The organism is Bradyrhizobium sp. BWC-3-1 (assembly GCF_032917965.1).
Lineage (GTDB): Bacteria > Pseudomonadota > Alphaproteobacteria > Rhizobiales > Xanthobacteraceae > Bradyrhizobium > Bradyrhizobium canariense_D.
On record NZ_CP136625.1, the window covers coordinates 509,091 to 531,883 of the forward strand.

A 22,793-nucleotide genomic window follows, 5' to 3' on the forward strand; every position below is an offset into this window, starting at 1 on the left:
TGATGGCGAAGAACTTCGCATCCACCGGCGACCTCTCCGAGAAGAAGATCACCTTCTCCGAGATTGGCACCGATCTCTACGCCTTCACCGCGGAGGGCGATCCGAACACCGCGATCATCGTCGGCGACGACGGCTGCCTGGTGTTCGACGCGCAATCGACGCCGGCGATGGCCAACAAGGTGATCGAGCGTGTCCGTACCGTCACCGACAAGCCGATCAAATATGTCGTGCTGTCGCATTATCACGCCGTGCGCGTGCTCGGCGCCTCCGCCTACAAGGCGCAGGGCATCGTCGCCTCGCAGGAGACCTATCGCCTGATCGAGGAGCGTGGCCAGCAGGATTGGGATTCCGAGTACGGCCGCTTCCCGCGCCTGTTTCAGGACGCATCGAGCATACCCGGCTTGACCTGGCCGACGCTGACCTTCGAAGGCGAGATGTCGATCTATCTCGGCAAGCGCGAGGTACGCCTGATGCAGCTTGGCGCCGGCCATACCTCGGGCGACATCGTCGCCTGGGTGCCGGATGCCGAGGTGATGTTCTCCGGTGACCTGATCGAATACCACTCGGCCTGCTATTGTGGCGACGCACACCTGCGCGAATGGCCGCTGACGCTGAACGAGATCCGCAACTTCAATCCCAAGGCGATCGCGCCGGGCCGCGGCGATGCGTTGAAGGGTGTCGCCACGGTGCGCGAAGCCATCGCGATGACGCGCGACTTCGTCACCTCGCTCTACGGCGCCGCCGAAATCTCGGTCGCCAAGGGCCGCACGCTGAAGGAATCGATGGCCGCGACGCGCGAGGTCATGGATCCGAAATTTTCGAGCTTCGCCATCTACGAGCACTGTCTGCCGTTCAACGTATCTCGCGCCTATGACGAGGCGTCGGGGATCGACGACCCCGTGATCTGGACCGACAAGCGCGACCAGGAGATGTGGGCCGCCCTGCAAGGAGGAGGATCATCATGAACATCAACACCTCGCCCGATCAGATCATTCGCAGCACGGCCCAGGTCACGCCGGGCTACATGTCCGGCTTCGGCAACAGTTTCGAGACCGAAGCGCTGCCGGGCGCGCTGCCGATCGGACGCAACTCGCCGCAGCGCTGTGCCTACGGCCTCTATGCCGAGCAGCTCTCCGGCTCGCCCTTCACGGCGCCGCGCGGCAGCAACGAGCGCTCATGGCTCTATCGCATTCGCCCGTCGGTGAAACACTCGGGTCGTTTCGAGAAGGTCGACGGCGGCCTGTGGCGTTCGGCACCGTGCCACGAAAACGACCTGCCGATCGCGCAATTGCGCTGGGATCCGGCGCCGATCCCGAAGGAGGACATGACCTTCCTTCAGGGCGTGCAGACCATGACCACCGCCGGTGACGTCAACACCCAGGCCGGCATGGCCGCCCACGTCTATCTCATCACCAAATCGATGGTGGACCAGCACTTCTACAATGCCGACGGCGAGCTGATGTTCGTGCTGCAGCAGGGCAATCTTCGCATCGTCACGGAGTTCGGCCGCATCGACGCCGAGCCCGGCGAGATCGTGGTGATCCCGCGCGGCGTCAAGTTCCGGGTGGAGATTCCGAGCGGACCGGCGCGTGGCTATCTCTGCGAAAACTACGGCGGCGCCTTCACGCTGCCGGAGCGCGGACCGATCGGCGCCAACTGCCTCGCCAATGCCCGCGACTTCCTGACGCCGGTCGCGCACTACGAGGACAAGGACACACCGACCGAGCTTTACGTGAAATGGGGCGGATCGTTGTTCAGGACGCAGTTGCCCCACTCGCCGATCGACGTCGTCGCCTGGCACGGCAATTATGCGCCGTATAAATATGATCTGCGCACCTTCTCGCCGGTCGGCGCGATCGGCTTCGATCATCCCGATCCCTCGATCTTCACCGTGCTGACCTCGCCGTCGGAGACCGCGGGCACGGCGAATATCGACTTCGTGATCTTCCCCGAGCGCTGGATGGTCGCCGACAACACCTTCCGCCCGCCGTGGTATCACATGAACATCATGAGCGAGTTCATGGGCCTGATCTACGGCGTGTACGACGCCAAGCCGCAAGGTTTTGTGCCGGGCGGCATGAGTTTGCACAATTGCATGCTGCCGCACGGCCCCGATCGCGATGCCTTCGAGCACGCCAGCAACGGCGAGCTGAAGCCGGTCAAGCTGACCGGCACCATGGCCTTCATGTTCGAGACCCGCTACGCGCAGCGCGTCACCGCGCACGCCGCGAATTCCGCGACGTTGCAGCATGACTACGCGGATTGCTGGAAGGGCCTCGCGAAGCGGTTCGATCCGAGCAAGCCGTAAGCTTCTTACCCTCTCCCCTTGTGGGAGAGGGTGGCTCGCCGCATAGCGGCGAGACGGGTGAGGGGTTCTATCCGCGCGTGAACCTCTCCTTCGGACTCGCGGACAGATACCCCTCATCCGGCGCTTCGCGCCACCTTCTCCCACAAGGGGAGAAGGGAAAGACCGAGCCAAGTGATGCCCCATCCCAACGACCCCAGCCTCCGCTCCTTCATCGGCGTCGATCCCGCCTCCGATTTTCCGATCCAGAACCTGCCTTATGGTGTGTTCTCGACCGCGGCCAATCCGACGCCGCGCGTCGGCGTGGCGATCGGCGACTATGTGCTCGATCTCTGGGAGCTTGAGCAGGACTCGCGGCTCGACGTGGGGCCGCTCGGCGTGTTCTCGACGCCGTCGCTCAATGCTTTCATGGCCTTGGGGCCAAAGGTCTGGACGAAGACGCGGGCGCGGATCAGCGAACTCCTGCGCGCCGATCATCCCGAGCTGCGCGACAACGAGGAGTTGCGCAAGCAGGCCTTGGTGCCGATACGCGACGCAAGATTGCATCTGCCGTTTGCGGTCTCCGGCTACACCGATTTCTATTCGTCGAAAGAACACGCCACCAATGTCGGCGTCATGTTCCGTGGCAAGGACAATGCACTGCAGCCGAATTGGCTGCATATGCCGATCGCTTACAACGGCCGTGCCTCGACTGTCGTGGTCTCCGGCACGAAGGTGAAGCGCCCGCGCGGGCAGCTCAAGCCGCCGAATGTGGAGGCGCCGAGCTTCGGACCGTGCAAGCGGCTCGATTTCGAGCTGGAGATGGGCGTGGTGGTCGGCCAGCCGTCGCCAATGGGCGGCATGCTCACGGAGCCGCAAGCCGAGGAGATGATCTTCGGCTTCGTGCTGCTCAACGACTGGAGCGCGCGCGATATCCAGCAATGGGAATATGTGCCGCTCGGGCCGTTCCTCGCCAAGGCGTTCGCGACCTCGATCAGTCCGTGGGTGGTGACGCGCGAGGCGCTGGAGCCATTCCGCCTCAACGGGCCGCAGCAGGAGCCGGTGCCGCTCGACTACCTCAAGCAGGGCAAGCCGCAGAACTACGATCTCGAACTCGACGTCTCCTTGCGCGCCGCCGGAGCCAACGCGCCCGCCGGCATCAGCCGCACCAATTTCAAATACATGTACTGGTCGTCGGTGCAGCAGCTGATGCACCACGCCTCCTCCGGCTGCGCCATGAATGTCGGCGATCTCCTCGGCAGCGGCACCATTTCCGGTCCGGAGAAGAACCAGCGCGGCAGCCTGCTGGAGATCAGCTGGAACGGCACCGAGCCGATCGAATTGCCCGGCGGCGCCAAGCGGTCGTTCCTGGAAGACGGCGACAGCCTCGTCATGCGCGGCTGGTGCCAGGGCGAGGGCTATCGTGTCGGTTTTGGTGAGGTCGAGGGGACGATTTTGGCGCCGGAGTGATTGCTGGGGAAGCGATGCGACGCTCTATCCACATTCTTCGTCTTGCGAGGTAGCGAAGCAAATCCAGAGTCTTTCCGGAGCGGCAGTCTGGATTGCTTCGTCGCAAGGGCTCCTCGCATGACGTGGTGAGAGTCTACCGCTTCTCCGGCGGCACCTCACGTATCCGCGCGCAATGCGCCGCGACGTCCTCCAGGCTGTACTTCAGATGCACCCGCTTGTCCGACGGCGCCTGGTTGGTCGTGCACACGCCCGGTCGCCATTCCTGCGTTGGCCTGATCGGGCGCGGCGCAAAACCGCCGCCGCAGTTCGGGCAGACGTTGGATAGTTTCGTCTCCACGCAGTCCGCACAGAACGTGCATTCATAGGAGCAGATCCGCGCATCGGTTGCGTTCGGGGGCAGATCGCGGTCGCAATATTCGCAGTTCGGTCGAAGCTGGAGGGCCATGGCTCAATCTCCGCAGATTGGCCGGGATCATCGCAGATCGCGTGCGCAGCGCGAATGCCGGATTTCCCTCGATTTCAGCCGGGCTTGATTTCCTTCAGCGGCAGACGCGTGCTTTCCTTCAGCCTGTCGAGCACGATCGAGGAGCGCACATGCGCGACGCTCTGGTGCGGCATCAGCACGTCGTTGACGAGGTTGGAGAGGCCCTTGAGGTCGTGCAGGACGGCCTTGAGCACGTAGTCGGCGTCGCCTGTCAGCGAGTAGGCCTCCTGGATCTCGTCGATGCGGTTGACCAGAGTCCGAAACCGCTTGGAATTGTCCGGCGAGTGGGTCGCCAGCGTCACCTGGATGAAGGCGACCACGCCGAAGCCGAGCGCCTCGCTGGAGAGATCGGCATGATAGCCCGCAATGACCTTCTCCTCTTCCAGCCGCATCCGTCGTCGCGAGCATTGCGAGGCCGAGAGCCCGGCGAGGTCGGCGAGCTCCTGGTTGGTGAGACGGCCGTCGTCCTGGAGCGCGCCCAGGATCTTGAGGTCGAAGGCATCCACCAAAGTCATGCGCGTTTCACCCACTTCATGCACAAACTGTGCATATGTTAATCAAAAGCCGTCTCATTTGCACGCCCCTTGCGCGTCCCATGAAGGATAGTTCATCTCAGCAGCAATTTGGGAGAACACCATGGGTCCGTTTCCGCACGATGCACCGCCGGCCACGATCAGCGCCGAGAATCCGATGGGCACCGACGGGTTCGAGTTCGTCGAATATGCGCATCCCAATCCGCAAGAGCTGCACGCCTTGTTCAAGCTGATGGGCTATGTGCCCGTCGCGCGGCACAGAACGAAGAAGATCATGGTTTATCGCCAGGGCGACATCAATTACCTCGTCAACGAGGAGCCCGGCACCCAGGGTCACGATTTCGTCGCCGCGCACGGCCCCTGTGCGCCGTCGATGGCGTTTCGCGTCGTCGATGCGAAGAAGGCCTATGACCGCGCGATTTCGCTCGGTGCCGAACCTGCCGATGCGTCCTCCGCGCAGAAGACGCTCGACGTCCCCGCGATCAAGGGCATCGGCGGCAGCCTGCTCTATTTCGCTGATCGCTATGGCGCCAAGGGATCGGCCTATGACAGCGAGTTCGAATGGCTGGGTGCGCGCGATCCGCGTCCTGCCGGCGCCGGCCTGTTCTATCTCGATCACCTCACCCACAACGTCCACCGCGGCCGCATGGACGTGTGGACGGGCTTCTACGAGAAGCTCTTCAATTTCCGCCAGATCCGCTTCTTCGACATCGAGGGCCGCGCCTCGGGCCTGTTCTCGCGCGCGCTGACCAGCCCCGACGGCAAGATCCGGATTCCGATCAACGAGGACGCCGGCGATTCCGGGCAGATCGAGGAATATCTCAATATCTATCGCGGCGAGGGCATCCAGCACATCGCCTGCGGCTGCCGCGACATCTACCGCACCATCGAGGACTTGCGCGAGGCCGGTCTGCCCTTCATGCCAGCGCCGCCCGCGACCTATTTCGAGCGGATCGACGGGCGGTTGCCGAAGCATGGCGAGGACATCGCGCGGCTGCAGAAGAACGGCATCCTGATCGACGGCGAAGGCGTGGTCGACGGCGGCCAGACCAAGGTGCTGCTGCAGATCTTCTCGGCCAACGCGATCGGCCCGATCTTCTTCGAGTTCATCCAGCGCAAGGGCGACGATGGCTTCGGCGAAGGCAATTTCAAGGCGCTGTTCGAATCGATCGAGGAGGACCAGATCCGGCGCGGGGTGCTGAAGGTGGATGCGGCGTAGGCGGCCGTTGTCTGGAACGCGGTGGCATTAAGTGCCGCCGTCGTCCTGGCGAAAGCCAGGACCAATTACCCCAGGGAGCGGTCATTGGGCGAACTGGTAACTCCGAGTCTTCGTCAAACCGCGTTGGTGGCTATGGGTCTTGGCCCCCGTGCGCAATTGCGCACTAGGCCAGGACGACCCGGAGTGTGATGCGACAGCGGAGGACTTAACGCTCCGCCTTCCAGGCTTTCGTCACCGCGCCGATCTCCGCCACTTCCGGCTCGCGCACCGCCGATGGCGTCCGCGAAAAGCGCGGCGCCGGCGCCGGCTGCTTCACGCCGTGGCGCTCGACGAAGACGTTGCGGGCGACCATGTGCGGATGCTCGGTCGCTTCCGACATGGTCAGCACCGGCGCGAAGCAGATGTCGGTGCCTTCCATGATCTTGCACCAGTCCTCGCGCGTCTTGCTCTTGAACACCGTCTTCAGTTTTTCCTTCAGCGCGGGCCAGGCCTTGCGGTCCATCTGCGCATCGAAATCGGCGTCGGTCAGGCCGGCGTGCTCGCGCAGCAGCGCGTAGAATTGCGGCTCGATCGAGCCGATCGAGACGAAATGGCCGCAGGCGCATTCGTAGACGCCGTAGAAATGTGCGCCGCCGTCGAGGAAGTTCTCGTTGCGGCCTTCGGTCCAGCGGCCGAGCGTGGTCATGTCGAAGAAGAACGACATAAGCGATGCCGCGCCGTCGCACATCGCGGCATCGACGACCTGGCCCTTGCCTGATCGCGAGGCCTCCAGCAGCGCCGCAAGCACGCCGACCACGAGATAGAGCGCGCCGCCACCGAAATCGCCGACGAGGTTGAGCGGCGGCACCGGCGCTTCCTTCGTGCCGATCGCGGCGAGCGCGCCGGTGATGGAGATGTAGTTGATGTCGTGGCCTGCGGCATTGGCGAGCGGGCCTTGCTGGCCCCAGCCGGTCATGCGGCCGTAGACCAGCTTTGGATTGCGCGCGAGCACCACGTCAGGGCCGAGGCCGAGCCGCTCCATCACGCCGGGACGAAAACCCTCGACCAGCGCGTCGGCATTCGCAAGCAGATCGAGCACCTCCGCGATCGCCGCCTTGTCCTTGAGATCGAGCTCGACCACCTTGCGGCCGCGGCCTGCGACCGACTTCATGTTCTTCCTGGCGCCGACCCGATCGAGCGTGACGATTTCGGCGCCCATGTCGGCCAGCATCATGCAGGCGAACGGGCCCGGTCCAATGCCGGCGAATTCAACGATGCGGAAGCCCGACAGTGGGCCGGAGGTGCGGACGGAGGAGTTTTGGGCTGATTGATCGAGCACGTGTTTGTTTCCTCGGATCCAAGGCGCATATTGCCGATGGTCGGCAAGCGCCAAGGCGTTCCTCTGCGGGGCGAGTTAATTGGCCGATTAACTTTTCTCGCCTTCACGCCAGTGAGGCAAGCGGTTTTCATGTCGCGTGGCTAAAATAAAACGGCGCGCACCGAAGTGCGCGCCGTGGAAAATTGCGTCGAGGCGCTAAGGCCCGATGGTCAGCGAGCGGCAGCCACCGCGCGCTGCGCCATCACCTTGATCAGGTTGGCGCGGTACTCCGCCGTGCCGTGGATGTCGGCCAGCAGATTGCTCGCCGAAATGCTCACGCCGTCGATCGCCGACGGTGACCAGTTCGCCTTCAGCGCCGTTTCGATGGCCGGGACCCGCATCACGCCGCTTTGCGAGGCGCCGGTGGCGGCCACCCGAACCTCGCCCGACTTCGTCTGCGCGACGAACACGCCGGTCAGCGCAAAGCGAGACGCAGGATGGCGCATCTTTTCGTAGCCAGCCTTCGCCGGAACCGGGAACGACACGGCGGTGATGAGCTCGCCGTCCTCCAGCGCGGTCGTGAACATGCCCTGGAAAAAGTCATCCGCCGTAATCGACCGCTTGTTGGTCTTCACGGTGGCGCCGAGCGCGAGCAGCGCGGCGGGAAAATCCGCGGCGGGATCGTTGTTGGCGATCGAGCCGCCGATCGTGCCGCGATAGCGCACGGCGGGGTCGCCGAGCACCGAAGTGAGATAGGCAATTGCGGGAATCGCCTTCTTCACGTCGGCATTCTGCATGATGTCGAAATAGGTCGTGCCGGCCTTGATGGTCAGCACGTCGCCCGAGAGCTCGACGCCCTGCAGCTCCTTGATCTTGCCGAGGTCGATGACGTCGGACGGACTGGCGAGGCGTTGCTTCATCACCGGCAGCAGCGTCTGGCCGCCGGCGAGGAACTTGGCTTCGCTGCTCTTGGAGAACAGGCTGACGGCTTCGTCAACCGAGGACGCGCGATGATAAACGGTCTGGTACATCTTCGTTCCTCCCTTACGCCGCGTGGATCGTGCGCCACACCCTGTCCGGGGTTGCGGGCATTTCCAGATTGTTCTTGCCGATCGCATCCGTGATCGCATTGATCACGGCCGCTGACGCCCCGATCGCACCGGCCTCACCGCAACCCTTGATGCCGAGCGGATTGCCCGGGCACAGCGTCGTGGTGTGGGAGAGGTTGAACGAGGGAACGTCGTCGGCGCGCGGCATGGCGTAGTCCATGAACGAGGCCGTGACGGGCTGCCCGTTGGCGTCGTAGATCGCGTGCTCGAGCAACGCTTGTCCGATGCCTTGCACAAGACCGCCATGGACCTGGCCCTCGACGATCATCGGGTTGATCAAACGGCCGAAATCGTCGGCCGCGACGAAGTTGACGAAGGAGGTCTTGCCCGTACCGGGATCGACCTCGAGCTCGCAGATGTATGTGCCGGCCGGAAAGGTGAAGTTGGTCGGGTCGTAGAAGGCGCTCTCCTTCAGGCCCGGCTCCATCCCGTCGGGCAGATTGTGCGCGGTATAGGCCGCGAGTGCGACCATCGGGAAGGCGATCGCCTTGTCGGTGCCGGCGACCTTGAACTCGCCGTTGTCGATGACGATGTCGCCTTCCGAGGCTTCCAGCGCATGCGCGGCGATCTTCTTGGCCTTGGATTCCATCTTCTCCATGGCCTTCAGGATCGCGGTGAGGCCGACGGCGGCCGAGCGCGAGCCATAGGTGCCCATGCCGAACTGCACCTTGTCGGTGTCGCCATGGACGATCGAGACCTGACTGATGGGAACGCCGAGGCGTTCGGCTACGAGCTGGCAGAACGTGGTCTCGTGACCCTGGCCGTGGCTGTGTGATCCCGTCAGGACCTCGATGGTGCCGACCGGGTTGACGCGGACTTCGGCGGACTCCCAAAGACCGACGCCGGCGCCCAGGCTGCCGACGGCCTTCGACGGCGCGATGCCGCAGGCCTCGATGTAGCAGGACACGCCGATGCCGCGCAGCTTGCCGTCGGCCTTCGCCTTGGCCTTGCGCCCGGCAAAGCCGGCATAGTCGATCGCTTTCATCGCGGCGTCGAGCGAGGCGTTAAAATCGCCGGTGTCATAGGCCATGATCACCGGCGTCTGGTGCGGGAACTGGGTGATGAAGTTGGTCCGGCGCAGCGCGGCCGGATCGACTTTCAACTGCCGCGCCGCCGTCTCCATCAGACGTTCGATCAGATAGCTCGCCTCGGGGCGGCCGGCACCGCGATAGGCGTCGACCGGCGTGGTGTTGGTGTAGACCCCGACCACCTCGGCATGGATCGCCGGGATGTTGTACTGGCCCGACAGCAGCGTCGCGTAGAGATAGGTCGGCACCGACGACGAGAACAGCGACATGTAGGCGCCGAAATTGGCGTAGGTCTTCACCTTCAATCCGGTGATCTTGTTGTTGGCGTCGAACGCCATCTCGGCGTGGGTGACGTGGTCGCGGCCATGCGCATCGGTGAGGAAGGCTTCGGTGCGGTCGCCGGTCCATTTCACGGGACGGCCGACCTTCTTCGAGGCCCACAGCGCCACCATCTCTTCGGGATAGATGAAGATCTTGGAGCCGAAGCCGCCGCCGACGTCGGGTGCGATCACGCGCAGCTTGTGCTCGGGTGCGATGTTGTAGAACGCCGACAGCACGAGGCGGGCGACGTGCGGATTCTGCGACGTCGTGTAAAGCGTGAAATGCTCTTCCGCCGAATCGTAATCGGCAATTGCCGCGCGCGGCTCCATCGCGTTCGGCGCGAGACGGTTGTTGGTGACGTCGAGCTTCACCACGTTGGCGGCCTTGGCGAAGGCGGCATCGGTGGCGCCCTCGTCGCCGATCACCCAGTCATAAACCTGGTTGCCGGGAGCTTCGGGATGCAGCTGCGGCGCGCCGGACTTGATCGCGGCGTGGACGTCGGCGACCGCGGGCAGCTCTTCATAGTTCACGACCACGGCTTCGGCCGCGTCGCGTGCGAGATTCTTGGTCTCGGCGATCACGACTGCGACGGCCTGACCGACGAAGCGCACGGTCTCCGGCGCCATTGCCGGCCATGCGCCCATCTTCATCGGGCTGCCGTCCTTGGAGGTGATGGCCCAGCCGCAGATCAGGTTACCGACCTTGTCGTCGACGATTTGCTGACCGGTCAGCACAGCGACCACGCCCGGCATCTTCAGCGCCTCGGCGGGATCGACCCCCTTCACCTTGGCATGCGCGTGCGGGCTGCGGATGAAATGGGCATGGGTCATGCCCTGCAATTTGATGTCGTCGACGTAGCGGCCCTTGCCGGTAATGAAACGCTTGTCTTCCTTGCGCACGACGCTCGCGCCAATGCCTTCAACGCCCATGTCTGGTCCTCCCGACCGGAATTTGTCTTGACCGCGCTTTCCCTCGAAAGCGGCGGCGATCGTTCTTATTTCGAGGCGGGCCGCTTACTCGGCCGCCTGCGAGACCTTCATGCGGCCTGCCGCATCCAGCACGGCTTTGACGATGTTGTGGTACCCAGTGCAGCGGCAGATATTGCCTTCGAGCTCGTGGCGGACGGTGGCCTCATCGAGCTGGCCACCATAGCGGTGCACGATGTCGATCGCCGACATGATCATGCCCGGCGTGCAATAGCCGCACTGCAGGCCGTGATTGTCGCGGAAGGCGGCCTGCATCGGGTGCAGCTCGTCGCCCTTGGCGATGCCTTCGATCGTGGTGATGCTGGCGCCGTCGGCCTGTCCTGCCAGCATGGTGCAGGATTTGATCGCCTTGCCGTCCATATGGACGACGCAGGCGCCGCACTGGCTGGTGTCGCAGCCGACATGGGTTCCGGTGAGGTTGAGGTGGTCGCGCAGCAGCTGAACCAGCAGCGTGCGGTCCTCGACGTCGACAGCAACGGCCTTGCCGTTCACCGTCAGTTTGACTGTAGACACGGTTGAAGTCCTCCCGGGATCGATTTTGATTGTTTCTAATTAGAGACAGCGACCCGGAACTTTGCAACTACGATTTTGGCCGCCCGCGTCATGGAAAAGTCATTGATCCAGAATGCCCAACATTGGTTTGGGGGGCGAGTCGGCCGGATCGGGTTGCGGCGCCGGGGCGCCAGCTGGGATGCCAGCCTCTATATCCCTATCCGGCTCGCCTTGGCAGATAGAGCCGGAAGCTCTGCGGGCGCACCGAATTTACCGCCCCTTATCGATTCTGCCTTAGTTTTGCGCAGCCAGGTCAGGGGGCGGGGCGCCACCGGATCTCGGCTGAATGAAAATGGGGGTGGGAATGTCCGGGCGTATCGCGTCGTCGTCGAAGCGCACAATAATGCCGACTCTCAGGTTCCGCGCCAAGATCATTCTGGGCTTTGCCGCGGTGCTGGTGATCTCCGCCGGCAGCATGGCCTTCTCCTATTTTGGCTTCGAGCGGGTCTCGTCCGGCGTCGGGTCCTACCGCACCAGTGTCACCGAGGCCGATCTCGCCCGTAACATCGACCGGGAGCTGCTCGCCTATCGCTCGGCCGTCAGATATTTCGTCGTCACCGGCAAGGAGGACGACGCCAAGACGGCGCTGGACGCGGAGACCGGCCTGAAGAGCGCCATCGACCAGGCGGTCAAGAGCGCCAAGAAGCCGGCGCGGCAGGAAAGTCTGGACAAGCTCGCCAAGGAGTTTTCCAACTTCTCCGCGACCTTCGCGAAAGTCCTCCAGGCCAAGCGTGACAGCGCGCTGCTGGTGCAGAACCAGCTCATGCGCAACGCCAACCTCCTGAAATACAAGCTCGACGACATCGGCAACAATGCCTCCGATTCCGAGGCGCAGGCGATCGAGTTCGGGACCAAGCAGGTCAATGCCCAATTCCAGACCGCGAGCGGGGCGGCGACCAATTTCGTGCTGACGTCCGACCAGGCGATCGCGACCAGCGCGCTGGCGCGGTTGAAATTCGTCGAGAACTCGCTCAACGCGGTCTATTCCATGGACGACAAGATCGTCGCCGGCCTGAAGGATGCCAGGGGATTGCTCGGCGCCTATCGGGAATCGCTGGAGAAGCTGATCGCCAACGCCAAGATGATCGACGATCTCGTCACCGAGATGAGCGGTTCGGCCGGCGCGATCCTTCAGGGCGCCACCGCCATGAAGGCGGACCTCGTTGCCGAACAGCAGCGGCTGGAGTCCGAGTCGGAAGCGACCATCGGGAAGACCGAGCAACTGGTGCTGATGCTGGCCGTCGGCGGCACGCTGCTCGGCGCGGTGCTCGCCTTCCTGCTCGGCACCGGCATTTCGCGTCCGATGATCGCGATGTGCAAGGCGATGCGCGAGCTGGCCTCGGGCAATTTCGACGTCGTGCTGCCGGGCCTGGGCCGCAGGGACGAGATCGGCGAGATGGCCGGCGCAGTCGAAGAATTCAAGGTGCAGGCCATGGCCAAGGCCGAGCGCGACGCCGCCGCCAACGAACTCCAGAACAGGGAGCAGGCCGCAAGCCGCCGCTCCGAGCTGATTCGTTTCGCTGACGATTTCGAGAGCGCGGTCGGTGCCATCGTCTCCAACGTCTCGGCTTCCGCCGTGCAACTGGAATCGGCGGCCTCGACGCTGACCCGCACCGCCGAGACCACGCAGAGCCTGTCGAGCCAGGTCGCCGACGTCTCCGAGCAGGCCTCCAGCAACATGCAGTCGGTCGCGACCGCGACCGAAGAGCTCTCGGCCTCGGTCGAGGAGATCGGCCGCCAGGTGCGCGATTCCAGCCGTATTGCCGAAGCTGCCGTGGTGCAGGCAAAGGAGACCGACAACCGCATCGGCAAGCTCTCGCATGCCGCCCAGCAGATCGGGGAAGTCGTCAAGCTCATCACGGCAATCGCCGAGCAGACCAATCTTCTGGCGCTCAATGCGACCATCGAGGCGGCACGCGCCGGCGAGGCCGGCCGCGGCTTTGCAGTTGTCGCCAGCGAAGTGAAGTCGCTGGCGAGCCAGACCGCGAAGGCCACCGACGAGATCTCCTCGCACATCACGGGCATGCAAGGCGCCACGGCCGAATCGGTTGCGGCGATCAAGGAGATCGGGGCGACCATCGGCCAGATCTCGTCGATCTCGACGTCGATTGCAAGCGCGGTGGAGCAGCAAGGCGCGGCGACGCAGGAAATCGCGCGCAGCGTCCAGACCGTCGCGCAGGGCACTCAGACCGCCGCCACCGACATCGGTCAGGTCAACCGCGGCGCCGCCGAAACCGGCTCGGCTTCGGAAGAGGTGCTGCACTCGGCCAAGACGCTGTCGTCCGAAAGCACCCGCCTGCGCGCCGAGCTCGACCGCTTCATGGGGAATATCCGGGCGGCGTAAAGCGCTTGGCCGTCCCGGCCCCGGTGCGCGATTGCGCACCAAGCCAGGACGACGGACAACCCTGCGTCACCTAACCGCCGGTTGCGGCGCCACAAATTTACTGCCGCTTATCCTTTGTTCTTTACCGTGCTCACGCGTCAGGAAGCGGGCTGCTTCCGGGCTGCGCCTGGTTTTCCGCGAATGGAATGGGGTGGGGAATGCCCGTCAAGTCGAAGCCGACCACATCGAAGCTGCTCACCTTGCGTTTTCGCGCAAAAATCATCCTCGGCTTCGTGGCGGTGCTCGCCATCCTCGCCGTCAGCATGGCTTTCGCGTATTTCGGCTTCGAGCGGATTCAGGCCGCCGTGGCCTCCTACCGCTCCAGCGTCGCCGAAGCGGACCTTGCGCGGACGGTCGATCGCGAGCTGATCGCTTACCAGGGCTTGGCGCGGGCCTACACGCTGACTGGCGCGGCGGATGATGAGACCGCGGCCAAAGCAGCCGAAGAGAATCTGAGGGCGGCGATCGCCAAGTCGGCGGCGGCCACCACGGGCGCAGCGCGCCGCGAGCAGGTCGGCAGGCTCGAGGCCGACTTCAAGAGCTTCACCAAGGTGTTCGGCGAGATCATCACGTTGACGCGCGAGAACGGCAAGATCGCGACCGAGGAGCTCAACAGCGTCGGCAACAAGATCCGGTTCAAGTTCGACGATCTTGCCGATACCGCGGCATTGGCGGGCCTGAACTCGGTTCAGGGTACGGCCAAGGATATCACATCGCAATATCTGGCGGTCTCCACCTCGGTCAGCGCCTTCGTCGCCAAGCCGGAGCCGAAGACCGCCGACGGCGTGACCGCCCGCATCAAATTCCTGGAGACCCTGCTGGTCTCGATCTATGCCAACGACCAGAAGATCACCGACCGCGTCACCGAGATCAGCAATCTCCTCAAACAGTACCGCGCCTCTTTTTCAAAGCTCACCGAGAACGTGAAGGTCATCGTCAAGCTGAACGGCGAGATGACCAAGACAGCCGCGTCCATTCTCAAGCTCTCGGGTGAGCTGCGATCGGAGCTGACGGCGGATCAGCAGCGCATCGAGGTCAACGCCAATGCCACCATCGGCGAGACCGAGCGGCTGATGCTGATGATGGCGCTGGGCGGCCTTGCCGTCGGCGCTGCGCTCGCCCTGATGCTGGGCAATGGCATTTCGCGTCCGATGATCGCGATGTGCAAGGCGATGCGCGAGCTTGCCGCGGGCAATTTCGACGTCGTGCTGCCGGGCCTCGGCCGCAGGGACGAGATCGGCGAGATGGCCGGCGCGGTCGAAGAATTCAAGGTGCAGGCCGTGGCCAAGGCCGAGCGCGACGCCGCCGCCAACGAACTTCAGAACAGGGAGCAGGCCGCAAGCCGTCGTTCCGAGCTGATTCGTTTCGCCGATGATTTCGAGAGCGCGGTTGGTGCCATCGTCTCCAACGTCTCGGCTTCCGCCGTGCAGCTGGAATCGGCGGCCTCGACGCTGACCCGCACCGCCGAGACCACGCAGAGCCTGTCGAGCCAGGTCGCCGACGTCTCCGAGCAGGCCTCCAGCAACATGCAGTCGGTCGCAACCGCGACGGAAGAGCTCTCGGCCTCGGTCGAGGAGATCGGCCGTCAGGTCCGCGATTCCAGCCGCATTGCCGAAGCTGCCGTGGTGCAGGCAAAGGAGACCGATAATCGCATTGGCAAGCTCTCGCATGCCGCCCAGCAGATCGGCGAAGTCGTCAAGCTCATCACGGCGATCGCCGAGCAGACCAATCTTCTGGCGCTGAACGCGACCATCGAGGCGGCACGCGCCGGCGAAGCCGGCCGCGGCTTTGCAGTGGTCGCCAGCGAAGTGAAGTCGCTGGCGAGCCAGACCGCGAAGGCCACCGACGAGATCTCCTCGCACATCACGGGCATGCAAGGCGCCACGGCCGAGTCGGTTGCGGCGATCAAGGAGATCGGCGCCACCATCGGCCAGATCTCGTCGATCTCGACCTCGATTGCGAGCGCGGTGGAGCAGCAGGGCGCCGCGACGCAGGAAATCGCGCGCAGCGTCCAGACCGTCGCGCAGGGCACCCAGACCGCCGCCACCGACATCGGCCAGGTCAACCGCGGCGCCGCCGAAACCGGCTCGGCCTCGGAAGAGGTGCTGCATTCGGCCAAGACGCTGTCGTCCGAAAGCACCCGCCTGCGCGCCGAGCTCGACCGCTTCATGGGGAATATCCGGGCGGCGTAGCGCTCGACCTTCGCGCCACGCCTCCGCCGTCGTCCTGGCGAAAGCCAGGACCCATTACCCCAAGGCGGAGTTGCCGGGCGAACTGCCAACTCCGAGTCATCGCCAAACCGCTCCCTGGGGTAATAGGTCCTGGATCGGCGCTGCGCTTGTCCAGGACGACCTGGCGCTCACTCCCTCCCGAACGCCCGCTTCAGCTCCACCTTTGCCCGCTCCAGCCGCGTGCGCTGCGTCTGCGGCAGCGTCTTGCCGGCGCGGTTGATGTAGAACGTCAGCATCGAAAGCGCCGAGCGGTAGGCGCCGGTCTTGCGACGCGCGCTGTGCTCGGCCGAGCGCTTCAACGAAGCCGCGATCTTCTTAGCACTGGTCAGCTTGAACACGCCTTGTTTGAGGTCGAGCGCGTCGCTCTCTTTCGTCACGCGCTGTGACCAGCGCTTCGGTGCGGCGCGTCTGGTGCTCTTGCGCGCCGCTGTTTTGCGAGAATGTGTCGTCTTTCTGGCATGAGCCATGCGTCAACTCCTTGCGGCTCCAGCGAAAAGCAGGAGCGCGAACGGTCGTTCCACGGGAACCTGCCCTCGCCGCAGACGTTGTCGCAGGTGGCAGGCGGAATGCCGCACCCCTTGATCGGACCGCCCCCGTCCACGCCATGTGAACCGGGGCCATGTCCATTGGTCAGATGCAACAACGCGATGGAATTGCAGCGAAGCCCAGCGCCGAACGATGGACCTGTGGTCTCCACGGCGGTTGCGGCCGATCGCATCATCGAAACCAGCATTCCCGCACGGCTTGACGCGCTGCCGTGGAGCGGATTTCACACCCGCGTCGTGCTTGCGCTCGGCATCACCTGGATTCTGGATGGCCTCGAGGTGACCTTGGCCGGCGCGCTCTCCGGCGCGCTGAAGCAAAGCCCCTCCCTGCATTTCTCCAATCTCGATCTCGGCATTGCCAATTCCGCCTATCTCGCGGGCGCGGTGCTCGGCGCGCTCGGCTTCGGCTGGCTGACCGATCGCATCGGTCGCAAGAAGCTGTTCTTCATCACGCTCGCGCTCTATCTCTCGGCGACGGCCGCGACCGCTCTGTCATGGAATGTCGCGAGCTACGCGCTGTTTCGCTTCCTCACCGGCGCCGGCATCGGCGGCGAATATACTGCGATCAATTCGACCATCCAGGAACTGGTGCCGGCGCGCTATCGCGGCTGGACCGATCTCGTCATCAACGGCAGCTTCTGGATCGGTGCCGCCATGGGCGCCGTGGCGGCCATCGTGCTGCTCGATCCCGCGGTGATCGGCCCCGATCTCGGCTGGCGCCTCGCTTATCTCATCGGCGCGGCCATCGGCCTCGTCGTGCTCTTGATGCGGATGTGGATTCCGGAGAGTCCGCGCTGGCTGATGATCCACGGCCGTCCCGACCAGGCCCACGCGATCGTCGACGAGGTCGAGCGCTCGGTGCTCGGACACGGCCAGGAGACGAGCCACGCGCGTTTCGCCAAGATCCGCCTGAAAATGCGGACTCACACGCCGATCCGCGAGGTGGTGCACACGCTGTTCTCGGTCTATCGCCAGCGCGCGATGGTCGGCCTCGTGCTGATGATCGCGCAGGCCTTCTTCTACAACGCCATCTTCTTCACCTTTGCGCTGGTGTTGACCGATTTTTACGGGATCAGCGCCGATCATGTCGGCTGGTATCTGCTTCCCTTCGCCGCCGGCAATTTCCTTGGTCCGCTGCTGCTCGGCCGCCTGTTCGATACGCTCGGCCGCCGGACCATGATCATGTTCACCTACGGCGCGTCGGGCGTGTTGCTGGCGCTGTCGGGTTATCTGTTCTCGATCGGCGCCTTGAGCGCGCAAGGGCAGACCATCGCCTGGATGGTGATCTTCTTCTTTGCCTCGCCCGCCGCGAGCGCCGCCTATCTCACCGTCAGCGAGACTTTTCCCTTGGAAGTCCGCGCGCTCGCGATCGCGGTGTTCTATGCGGTGGGCACCGGCATCGGCGGCGTGATCGGCCCCGCATTGTTCGGGGCGCTGATCGACACGGGATCACGCACGAGCGTGTTCGCAGGCTATTTGCTGGGGGCGTTCCTGATGATCGCGGCCGCGATCGTGGCGTGGCGCTATGCCATCTCGGCGGAACGCAGATCGCTCGAAGAAATCGCGCGGCCGCTTGCGTCCATGGAGTAGACTATGAAATCGGAACTGGCTGAATTGGATCTAAAGCGCACCATGGTCGACGATGAAGCGCCCGATGCGGTGCCGGTGCCCCACGCACTCGTGCCGCATCTCAATGAAACAGCGATCCTGCTCGACATCGACGGGACACTGCTCGACCTGATGCCGACGCCGCGTGAGGTGTGGGTGCCGCCAGGCCTGTCGGAAACGCTGAACCGGCTGACGGAGCGCACGTCGGGCGCGCTGGCGATGGTCAGCGGGCGTTCGCTCAACGACATCGACCTGATCTTCGCGCCCGATGTCTTTCGCGCCGTCGCCGGCCACGGCGCCGAGATGCGGCTTTCCATTGACAACGAAGCCGATGCCGTCAGCGCGCCGCCGCTGGATAAGGAGCTGAAGCGGCGGCTCGCGGCGGTGGCCAAGCTCAGTCCCGGCATTCTGCTCGAAGACAAGGGCTATTCGCTGGCGCTGCACTACCGCCTTGCGCCGCATGCGGAGAAAGCGATCTACGAAGCCGTTTCGCTGATCCGCGCCGACCTGCCCAATGCGCCGATCGAGGTGCTGCCCGGAAAGTTCGTTTGCGAGATCAAGCATTCCGGTTTTACCAAGGCGACCGGCGTGCGCGAGTTGATGAAGCACGAGCCTTTCAAGCGGCGCCGTCCGATCTTCATCGGTGATGACGTCACCGACGAAACCGTGTTCGCGATCATGCCCGACATGAATGGGCTCGCCTTTTCGGTTGGTCGCCGCGCCATGGGGGTCAACGGGCACTTCGACGCCCCGAACGATGTGCGCACGTTCCTTGCGCGGCTGCTCGACGACTCAAGGTTGGAATAAGGCACCGACATCTCGGAGCCACATATCGCGCGCGTAATTCCCCAGCGCGCCGGCTTCATGCTGCGCGTGCCACGGTTCCAAAGCCGACTTTGTGTAGCGAAATCGTCGGGTTGCCCGGAGGTAAACCGGTTCCAACGCGCGCGCCCGATTTTGGTTTCAATTGGTGCAAAGGATGATCAGGAACCATATTGATGAACGGCAGTTAAATGGGGTGGAATGAAACAGGAGGGGACGACCTGTGAACTTAATCGTCGTTTCGAATCGCGTCGCGCGCGGCAAGCCCAATGAGCCCATGACGGGTGGTCTCGCGGCGGCCTTGCTACCCGTTGTGGAACATTCGGGCGCGATCTGGGTGGGATCCTCGGGCCGTGTGCGTGACGGTCATCAGAAGGAGCCGTTCGCCGAGATCGAAGCACTGGGTTCGGGCGCGATTGCGACGCTGGATCTGCCGGCGGCGCACTATGGCGGCTATTACGAGGGCTTTGCCAATTCGGCGCTGTGGCCGGCGCTGCACTCGCGCAGCGATCTGATCCGCGTCTCGCGCGACGACTATGTCAGCTATCGCGAGGTCAACGCCTTCATGGCGCGCGCCTTGATGCGCTTCCGGAAAGCGCAAACCGCGTTCTGGGTGCAGGATTACCATTTCCTCGCGCTCGGCGCGGAGCTGCGGGATCTCGGCGTCGACGATCCGATCGGCTTCTTCCTCCATACGCCATGGCCTGTCGCCGCGGTCATGCAGGGCGTGCCCAATCATCGTGAGCTGATCACGGCGATGCTGGCCTACGATCTGATCGGCTTCCAGACCAATGACGATTGCCAGAATTTTCTCGGCTATGTCGCGGGCGAACTCGGCCTCGCCGTCGAAGACGGCGTTGCGATCTCGCAGCATGGCCGAACGCGCTGCGAGGTGTTTCCGATCGGCATCGACGCCGAGAAGTTCGCGCAATACGCGGCGAAATCGGCGTCGCATCCGGACGTGTCGCGGCTGCGCCGCAGTCTCAACGGTGAACGGCTCGCGATCGGCGTCGACCGGCTCGACTATTCCAAGGGCCTCGTCAACCGCATCAGCGCGTTCGATCGGCTCTGGACCGAGCATCCGCACTTTGCGCGCAGCATCTCGCTGTTGCAGATCGCAAATCCCTCGCGCGGTGCCATCGAAGCCTATGGCAATTTGCAGAACGAGGTCGCGCGGCTCGTGTCCGACGTCAACGGCCGCCACGGCGAGGCCGACTGGACACCGATCCGCTATCTCAACAAAGGGTTTAGCCAGGCCGTGCTCGCGGGCCTCTATCGCACCGCGCAGATCGGCGTGGTGACCCCGCTGCACGACGGCATGAACCTTGTCGCCAAGGAATACGTCGCTGCGCAAAATCCGGCTGATCCCGGCGTGCTGGTGCTGTCGAAATTCGCCGGCGCGGCCAACGAGCTCGACGCCGCGCTGCTGGTCAATCCGCATGACATCGACGGCATGGCGCGCGCGATCGCCGTCGCGGCGGCGATGCCGCTCACCGAGCGCAAGATGCGCTGGGATGCGATGATGAAGAAGCTGCGCGGCCACACCATCCAGCAATGGTCGGCGGATTTCGTCGCTGAACTGGAGAAGTGCCGGACGGAGAAGGCTGCAGTCGCGCCGCTCGCCAACCAGCCGCCGCAAGCGCTGCGCTGGCTCAAGTCGGCGATCTCAGGCGTGCGGTTGATCTAGTCTTCTTCTCCCCCGTTCTTTACAGCGAGGGCAGGGGCGAAGACGACAGCCTCAATAGCAGTACGACACGCCCTCCAGAATCGCACACTGCCGCTTGTTCGGCGCGTTCGGATCGTCGAGCGGCACCATGCCCTTGCCCTGGCCGACGAACACGCCGGGCCCGACATGCACTGAGCTCTTGTGGCCGATGATGATGCTTTGATGCGGCGTCGCGCTCGAGCGCGTGCCGTCCGGCCAGAGGATGGCATCGCCCGAAAGCATCCCGCGCCGTCCATCGTCACAGCTGACATCAACCCCGTGCCGGGTGCAGACCTGGGCGGCGGCCGGTCCGGCGAAGGCAGCGGCAAGGGCCCAAATCAGGCTCAGCGCGGCAATGGTGTTGCGGATGGTCATGGTGCCCCCGGACGTGGTTGACGCTCTTGAGTGAATCGTCGCGCCAAACCCGCCGCCGGTTCAGCGGGCGGCCGGTTCCAAGCGTCGCCGTGGCGCCTGATATTGTCTATAAAGTACAATATCTTACGGAAAAATCATCCGATTTCCCCGCGATCCCTTGCAAAATCACCGGCGCCCCTTCAAGAGAGTGCGCTCCGGAGAGATGGCCGAGTGGCTTAAGGCGCACGCTTGGAAAGCGTGTGTGCGGGAAACCGTACCGTGGGTTCGAATCCCACTCTCTCCGCCATCAGCCCCGTTGTCCGGCCCGAAGACATGGGTAACGGAACGTACCTAAGACATGGGTGACAGCCTCGTGCCGAACGGGTTGTCGAGAGGTTGCAGGGTTTTCTGCTCCAGGTCGAAGTATCCCAGATCATAGTGCATGAAGCTGACGAGCCAAATGCCCTCGTCGACCTCCTTGATGCCGAGCTTCTGGCCCGCCAGCACGGTTGAGATGTTGATCCGCTTGCGGTGCAGGCAAAGGCGGCCGCACGCGGTTACAAGGACCTCGCGATCGTGGAACGGATAGGTCAGCTCCGGCAGGCCGGCATAGGAACGTGCTGAGGCGACGTAGAGCTCGGCAGGACGTTTCATGTCGAGGGCCTCGTGCGGGCGTTCGGAGTTGAACTCGCGGACGAAGGCATCGAAGCGTTCCTGCTGCTGCAAGCTATTGCCGCCCGGCGGCCGGGTGGTTTCCTTTTTGAGGGTGAGGTGCATGCGCTCATGACGTCCGTTCTGTTGCGGGTGGCCCGGCTTGATGCGTTCGATTGCAATACCAAGTCGGAGCCACCACACCGAGAGCTTGGAGAGGTTGAACAAGGCGTTGGGACTGGCGAAGGGCACGCCGTTGTCGGAGCGAATGGCGAGCGGCAGGCCGCGCTCGAGGAACAAACGCTCGAAGGCAGTAATTACAGGGTCTTCACGCGTTGAATCGAGCGCTTCGCACAACAACAGGAAGCGCGAGGCATGATCGGTAACGGTGAGCGGATAGCAGTAGCGGCCATTGCCGAGCTCGAACTCGCCCTTGAAGTCGGTGCACCACAAATCATTGGGTCCGGTACCCGTGGACAGCGGCGTGCCGCGCGCGCGGTGGCGCGGCCCGCCGCCACGCTTGACCAGGCCATGGCGATCGAGCACCGCATGGATGGTGCTTTTGGCCGGAATCCTGACATCGCCATCGAGCCGCCGGACCAGCAGTTCGCGGATCTTGCGCGCGCCCCAGTGCGGTTTCTCGGCTTGAGGCGGACAATCAGACCCTCGATTTGCTCCGGGAGCTGATTGGCATAGCGTACCGGCCGTCTGGACCGATCGCTCAGGGCGGCCAGCCCCTGCTCTTTGTAGCGATCGAAAATCTTATAGCCGGTCTTGCGGGATACGCCGAACTCCCGGCACACATCCGTCATGGCTTCCCCATCCAGAAGCCTGGCCATAAAGCGAAGGCGTTCTTCCATGACCGAACTCGCTTTCCACGGCATCCACACCTCCCGCAGAACAAAAGCGGAAAGTGTAACCCATGTGTCCGGTACGTTTTGTCACCTATGTCTCGGGCCGCTCACCGTGTCCGCTCCAATTGCCGCTGTCCAAATGGCGGCGTCAAAACCCGGTCGCGATGCGGCAACCTGGCCGCAGTTTATTCCATCATTCAACCAGTACATGCGTCGTGGGAAAAGCCCCAAAGGTGCATGAGCGTCTCTCGCGCGCCTTCGGCCGCCACAACGCGTCGTGAAGTCGCGCCATGCAGAAACGCGCCTGTACACGGTGGCGTGACCTCCATAACTTCCGCGGCGCAATGTGAGGAGATG

The 22,793-nt window shown here is 63.8% G+C and carries 18 protein-coding genes, 1 tRNA gene and 1 pseudogene; 11 read left to right on the top strand and 9 right to left on the bottom strand.

All coding sequences use genetic code 11. The features are described 5' to 3' along the window. Positions 1-2 precede the first annotated feature (2 nt). From RX329_RS02410 to fahA, 3 genes are all read left to right on the top strand, one after another. Positions 3-965 carry an MBL fold metallo-hydrolase gene (locus RX329_RS02410; RefSeq protein ID WP_085358535.1) on the top strand — a complete coding sequence of 321 codons (963 nt, stop codon included), beginning with the start codon at positions 3-5 and terminating at the stop codon, positions 963-965. After that, entirely contained in the window at positions 962-2,308 is a 1,347-nt protein-coding gene (gene hmgA / locus RX329_RS02415; protein ID WP_018456587.1) for a homogentisate 1,2-dioxygenase, read from the top strand. The genes RX329_RS02410 and hmgA overlap by 4 nt, the downstream gene beginning before the upstream one ends. A 174-nt stretch (positions 2,309-2,482) precedes the next feature. Continuing rightward, the gene (gene fahA, locus RX329_RS02420) at positions 2,483-3,754 is read left to right on the top strand and encodes a fumarylacetoacetase (protein WP_085358511.1); all 1,272 of its coding nucleotides are present in this window, start codon (positions 2,483-2,485) and stop codon (positions 3,752-3,754) included. 133 nt (positions 3,755-3,887) lie between these two features. Here the strand turns inward: fahA and RX329_RS02425 are convergent, their stop codons facing one another. Both RX329_RS02425 and RX329_RS02430 read right to left on the bottom strand, forming a co-directional pair. Then, positions 3,888-4,199, bottom strand: a complete 312-nt coding sequence (locus RX329_RS02425; RefSeq protein WP_085358513.1) for a DUF1272 domain-containing protein — start codon at positions 4,197-4,199, stop codon at positions 3,888-3,890. 74 nt (positions 4,200-4,273) lie between these two features. Further along, positions 4,274-4,753 carry an Lrp/AsnC family transcriptional regulator gene (locus RX329_RS02430; RefSeq protein WP_018456584.1) on the bottom strand — a complete coding sequence of 160 codons (480 nt, stop codon included), beginning with the start codon at positions 4,751-4,753 and terminating at the stop codon, positions 4,274-4,276. A gap of 121 nt (positions 4,754-4,874) precedes the next feature. Here RX329_RS02430 and hppD point away from each other — a divergent pair, with 121 nt between their 5' ends. Beyond that, the gene (gene hppD / locus RX329_RS02435) at positions 4,875-5,990 is read left to right on the top strand and encodes a 4-hydroxyphenylpyruvate dioxygenase (protein WP_085358517.1); all 1,116 of its coding nucleotides are present in this window, start codon (positions 4,875-4,877) and stop codon (positions 5,988-5,990) included. Positions 5,991-6,195: 205 nt separating this feature from the next. On the opposite strand, the gene RX329_RS02440 is transcribed toward hppD, so the two are convergent. From RX329_RS02440 to RX329_RS02455, 4 genes are all read right to left on the bottom strand, one after another. Then, positions 6,196-7,308 carry a CaiB/BaiF CoA transferase family protein gene (locus tag RX329_RS02440; protein WP_085358537.1) on the bottom strand — a complete coding sequence of 371 codons (1,113 nt, stop codon included), beginning with the start codon at positions 7,306-7,308 and terminating at the stop codon, positions 6,196-6,198. Between the two features lie 209 nt (positions 7,309-7,517). Beyond that, the gene (locus tag RX329_RS02445) at positions 7,518-8,318 is read right to left on the bottom strand and encodes an FAD binding domain-containing protein (RefSeq protein ID WP_085348890.1); all 801 of its coding nucleotides are present in this window, start codon (positions 8,316-8,318) and stop codon (positions 7,518-7,520) included. 13 nt (positions 8,319-8,331) lie between these two features. After that, positions 8,332-10,674 carry a xanthine dehydrogenase family protein molybdopterin-binding subunit gene (locus RX329_RS02450; protein WP_085358519.1) on the bottom strand — a complete coding sequence of 781 codons (2,343 nt, stop codon included), beginning with the start codon at positions 10,672-10,674 and terminating at the stop codon, positions 8,332-8,334. Between the two features lie 84 nt (positions 10,675-10,758). After that, positions 10,759-11,244, bottom strand: a complete 486-nt coding sequence (locus tag RX329_RS02455; protein WP_026233199.1) for a (2Fe-2S)-binding protein — start codon at positions 11,242-11,244, stop codon at positions 10,759-10,761. Positions 11,245-11,587: 343 nt separating this feature from the next. Between RX329_RS02455 and RX329_RS02460 the strand changes: the two genes are divergently transcribed. Next, positions 11,588-13,627 (top strand): methyl-accepting chemotaxis protein, encoded by a 2,040-nt coding sequence (locus tag RX329_RS02460; protein ID WP_317245499.1) that lies wholly within the window; start codon positions 11,588-11,590, stop codon positions 13,625-13,627. Positions 13,628-13,824: 197 nt separating this feature from the next. Beyond that, the gene (locus tag RX329_RS02465) at positions 13,825-15,858 is read left to right on the top strand and encodes a methyl-accepting chemotaxis protein (protein ID WP_085354319.1); all 2,034 of its coding nucleotides are present in this window, start codon (positions 13,825-13,827) and stop codon (positions 15,856-15,858) included. Positions 15,859-16,025: 167 nt separating this feature from the next. Here the strand turns inward: RX329_RS02465 and RX329_RS02470 are convergent, their stop codons facing one another. Next, a complete protein-coding gene (locus RX329_RS02470) occupies positions 16,026-16,364 on the bottom strand; it encodes a DUF3175 domain-containing protein (protein WP_085358523.1) in 339 nt (112 codons plus the stop codon). A 180-nt stretch (positions 16,365-16,544) separates the two neighbouring features. Between RX329_RS02470 and RX329_RS02475 the strand changes: the two genes are divergently transcribed. The 3 genes from RX329_RS02475 to RX329_RS02485 all read left to right on the top strand — a co-directional run bounded on the left by RX329_RS02475 (position 16,545) and on the right by RX329_RS02485 (position 20,559). Further along, positions 16,545-18,032, top strand: coding sequence for an MFS transporter (locus RX329_RS02475; RefSeq protein ID WP_085384023.1), 1,488 nt, complete (start codon positions 16,545-16,547; stop codon positions 18,030-18,032). 3 nt (positions 18,033-18,035) lie between these two features. After that, a complete protein-coding gene (gene otsB / locus RX329_RS02480) occupies positions 18,036-18,857 on the top strand; it encodes a trehalose-phosphatase (RefSeq protein ID WP_085358525.1) in 822 nt (273 codons plus the stop codon). A gap of 238 nt (positions 18,858-19,095) precedes the next feature. Beyond that, positions 19,096-20,559: a trehalose-6-phosphate synthase gene (locus RX329_RS02485; protein ID WP_085358527.1), complete on the top strand. Its 1,464-nt coding sequence runs from the start codon at positions 19,096-19,098 to the stop codon at positions 20,557-20,559. Between the two features lie 51 nt (positions 20,560-20,610). Here RX329_RS02485 and RX329_RS02490 read toward each other — a convergent pair whose 3' ends face one another. Further along, on the bottom strand, positions 20,611-20,952 hold the full coding sequence (locus RX329_RS02490) for a hypothetical protein (RefSeq protein WP_085348222.1): 342 nt from the start codon (positions 20,950-20,952) through the stop codon (positions 20,611-20,613). A gap of 196 nt (positions 20,953-21,148) precedes the next feature. On the opposite strand from RX329_RS02490, the gene RX329_RS02495 reads away from it, so the two are divergent. After that, positions 21,149-21,238 (top strand) — tRNA-Ser (locus RX329_RS02495). A gap of 44 nt (positions 21,239-21,282) precedes the next feature. Here the strand turns inward: RX329_RS02495 and RX329_RS02500 are convergent. Beyond that, positions 21,283-22,466, bottom strand: a pseudogene (locus RX329_RS02500) (integrase core domain-containing protein). Here RX329_RS02500 and RX329_RS02505 point away from each other — a divergent pair. Further along, positions 22,441-22,677, top strand: coding sequence for a hypothetical protein (locus RX329_RS02505; protein ID WP_143274127.1), 237 nt, complete (start codon positions 22,441-22,443; stop codon positions 22,675-22,677). The pseudogene RX329_RS02500 and the gene RX329_RS02505 sit on opposite strands and share 26 nt — an antisense overlap. Positions 22,678-22,793 lie beyond the last annotated feature (116 nt).

Excerpts from the sequence above, each read along its gene's own strand:
- RX329_RS02410 (WP_085358535.1), top strand. The coding sequence starts at position 3 with ATGGCGAAGAACTTCGCATCCACCGGCGACCTCTCCGAGAAGAAGATC.
- hmgA (WP_018456587.1), top strand. The coding sequence starts at position 962 with ATGAACATCAACACCTCGCCCGATCAGATCATTCGCAGCACGGCCCAG.
- fahA (WP_085358511.1), top strand. The coding sequence starts at position 2,483 with ATGCCCCATCCCAACGACCCCAGCCTCCGCTCCTTCATCGGCGTCGAT.
- RX329_RS02425 (WP_085358513.1), bottom strand. The coding sequence starts at position 4,199 with ATGGCCCTCCAGCTTCGACCGAACTGCGAATATTGCGACCGCGATCTG.
- RX329_RS02430 (WP_018456584.1), bottom strand. The coding sequence starts at position 4,753 with ATGACTTTGGTGGATGCCTTCGACCTCAAGATCCTGGGCGCGCTCCAG.
- hppD (WP_085358517.1), top strand. The coding sequence starts at position 4,875 with ATGGGTCCGTTTCCGCACGATGCACCGCCGGCCACGATCAGCGCCGAG.
- RX329_RS02445 (WP_085348890.1), bottom strand. The coding sequence starts at position 8,318 with ATGTACCAGACCGTTTATCATCGCGCGTCCTCGGTTGACGAAGCCGTC.
- RX329_RS02450 (WP_085358519.1), bottom strand. The coding sequence starts at position 10,674 with ATGGGCGTTGAAGGCATTGGCGCGAGCGTCGTGCGCAAGGAAGACAAG.
- RX329_RS02460 (WP_317245499.1), top strand. The coding sequence starts at position 11,588 with ATGTCCGGGCGTATCGCGTCGTCGTCGAAGCGCACAATAATGCCGACT.
- RX329_RS02465 (WP_085354319.1), top strand. The coding sequence starts at position 13,825 with ATGCCCGTCAAGTCGAAGCCGACCACATCGAAGCTGCTCACCTTGCGT.
- RX329_RS02470 (WP_085358523.1), bottom strand. The coding sequence starts at position 16,364 with ATGGCTCATGCCAGAAAGACGACACATTCTCGCAAAACAGCGGCGCGC.
- RX329_RS02475 (WP_085384023.1), top strand. The coding sequence starts at position 16,545 with ATGGAATTGCAGCGAAGCCCAGCGCCGAACGATGGACCTGTGGTCTCC.
- otsB (WP_085358525.1), top strand. The coding sequence starts at position 18,036 with ATGAAATCGGAACTGGCTGAATTGGATCTAAAGCGCACCATGGTCGAC.
- RX329_RS02490 (WP_085348222.1), bottom strand. The coding sequence starts at position 20,952 with ATGACCATCCGCAACACCATTGCCGCGCTGAGCCTGATTTGGGCCCTT.
- RX329_RS02505 (WP_143274127.1), top strand. The coding sequence starts at position 22,441 with ATGACCGAACTCGCTTTCCACGGCATCCACACCTCCCGCAGAACAAAA.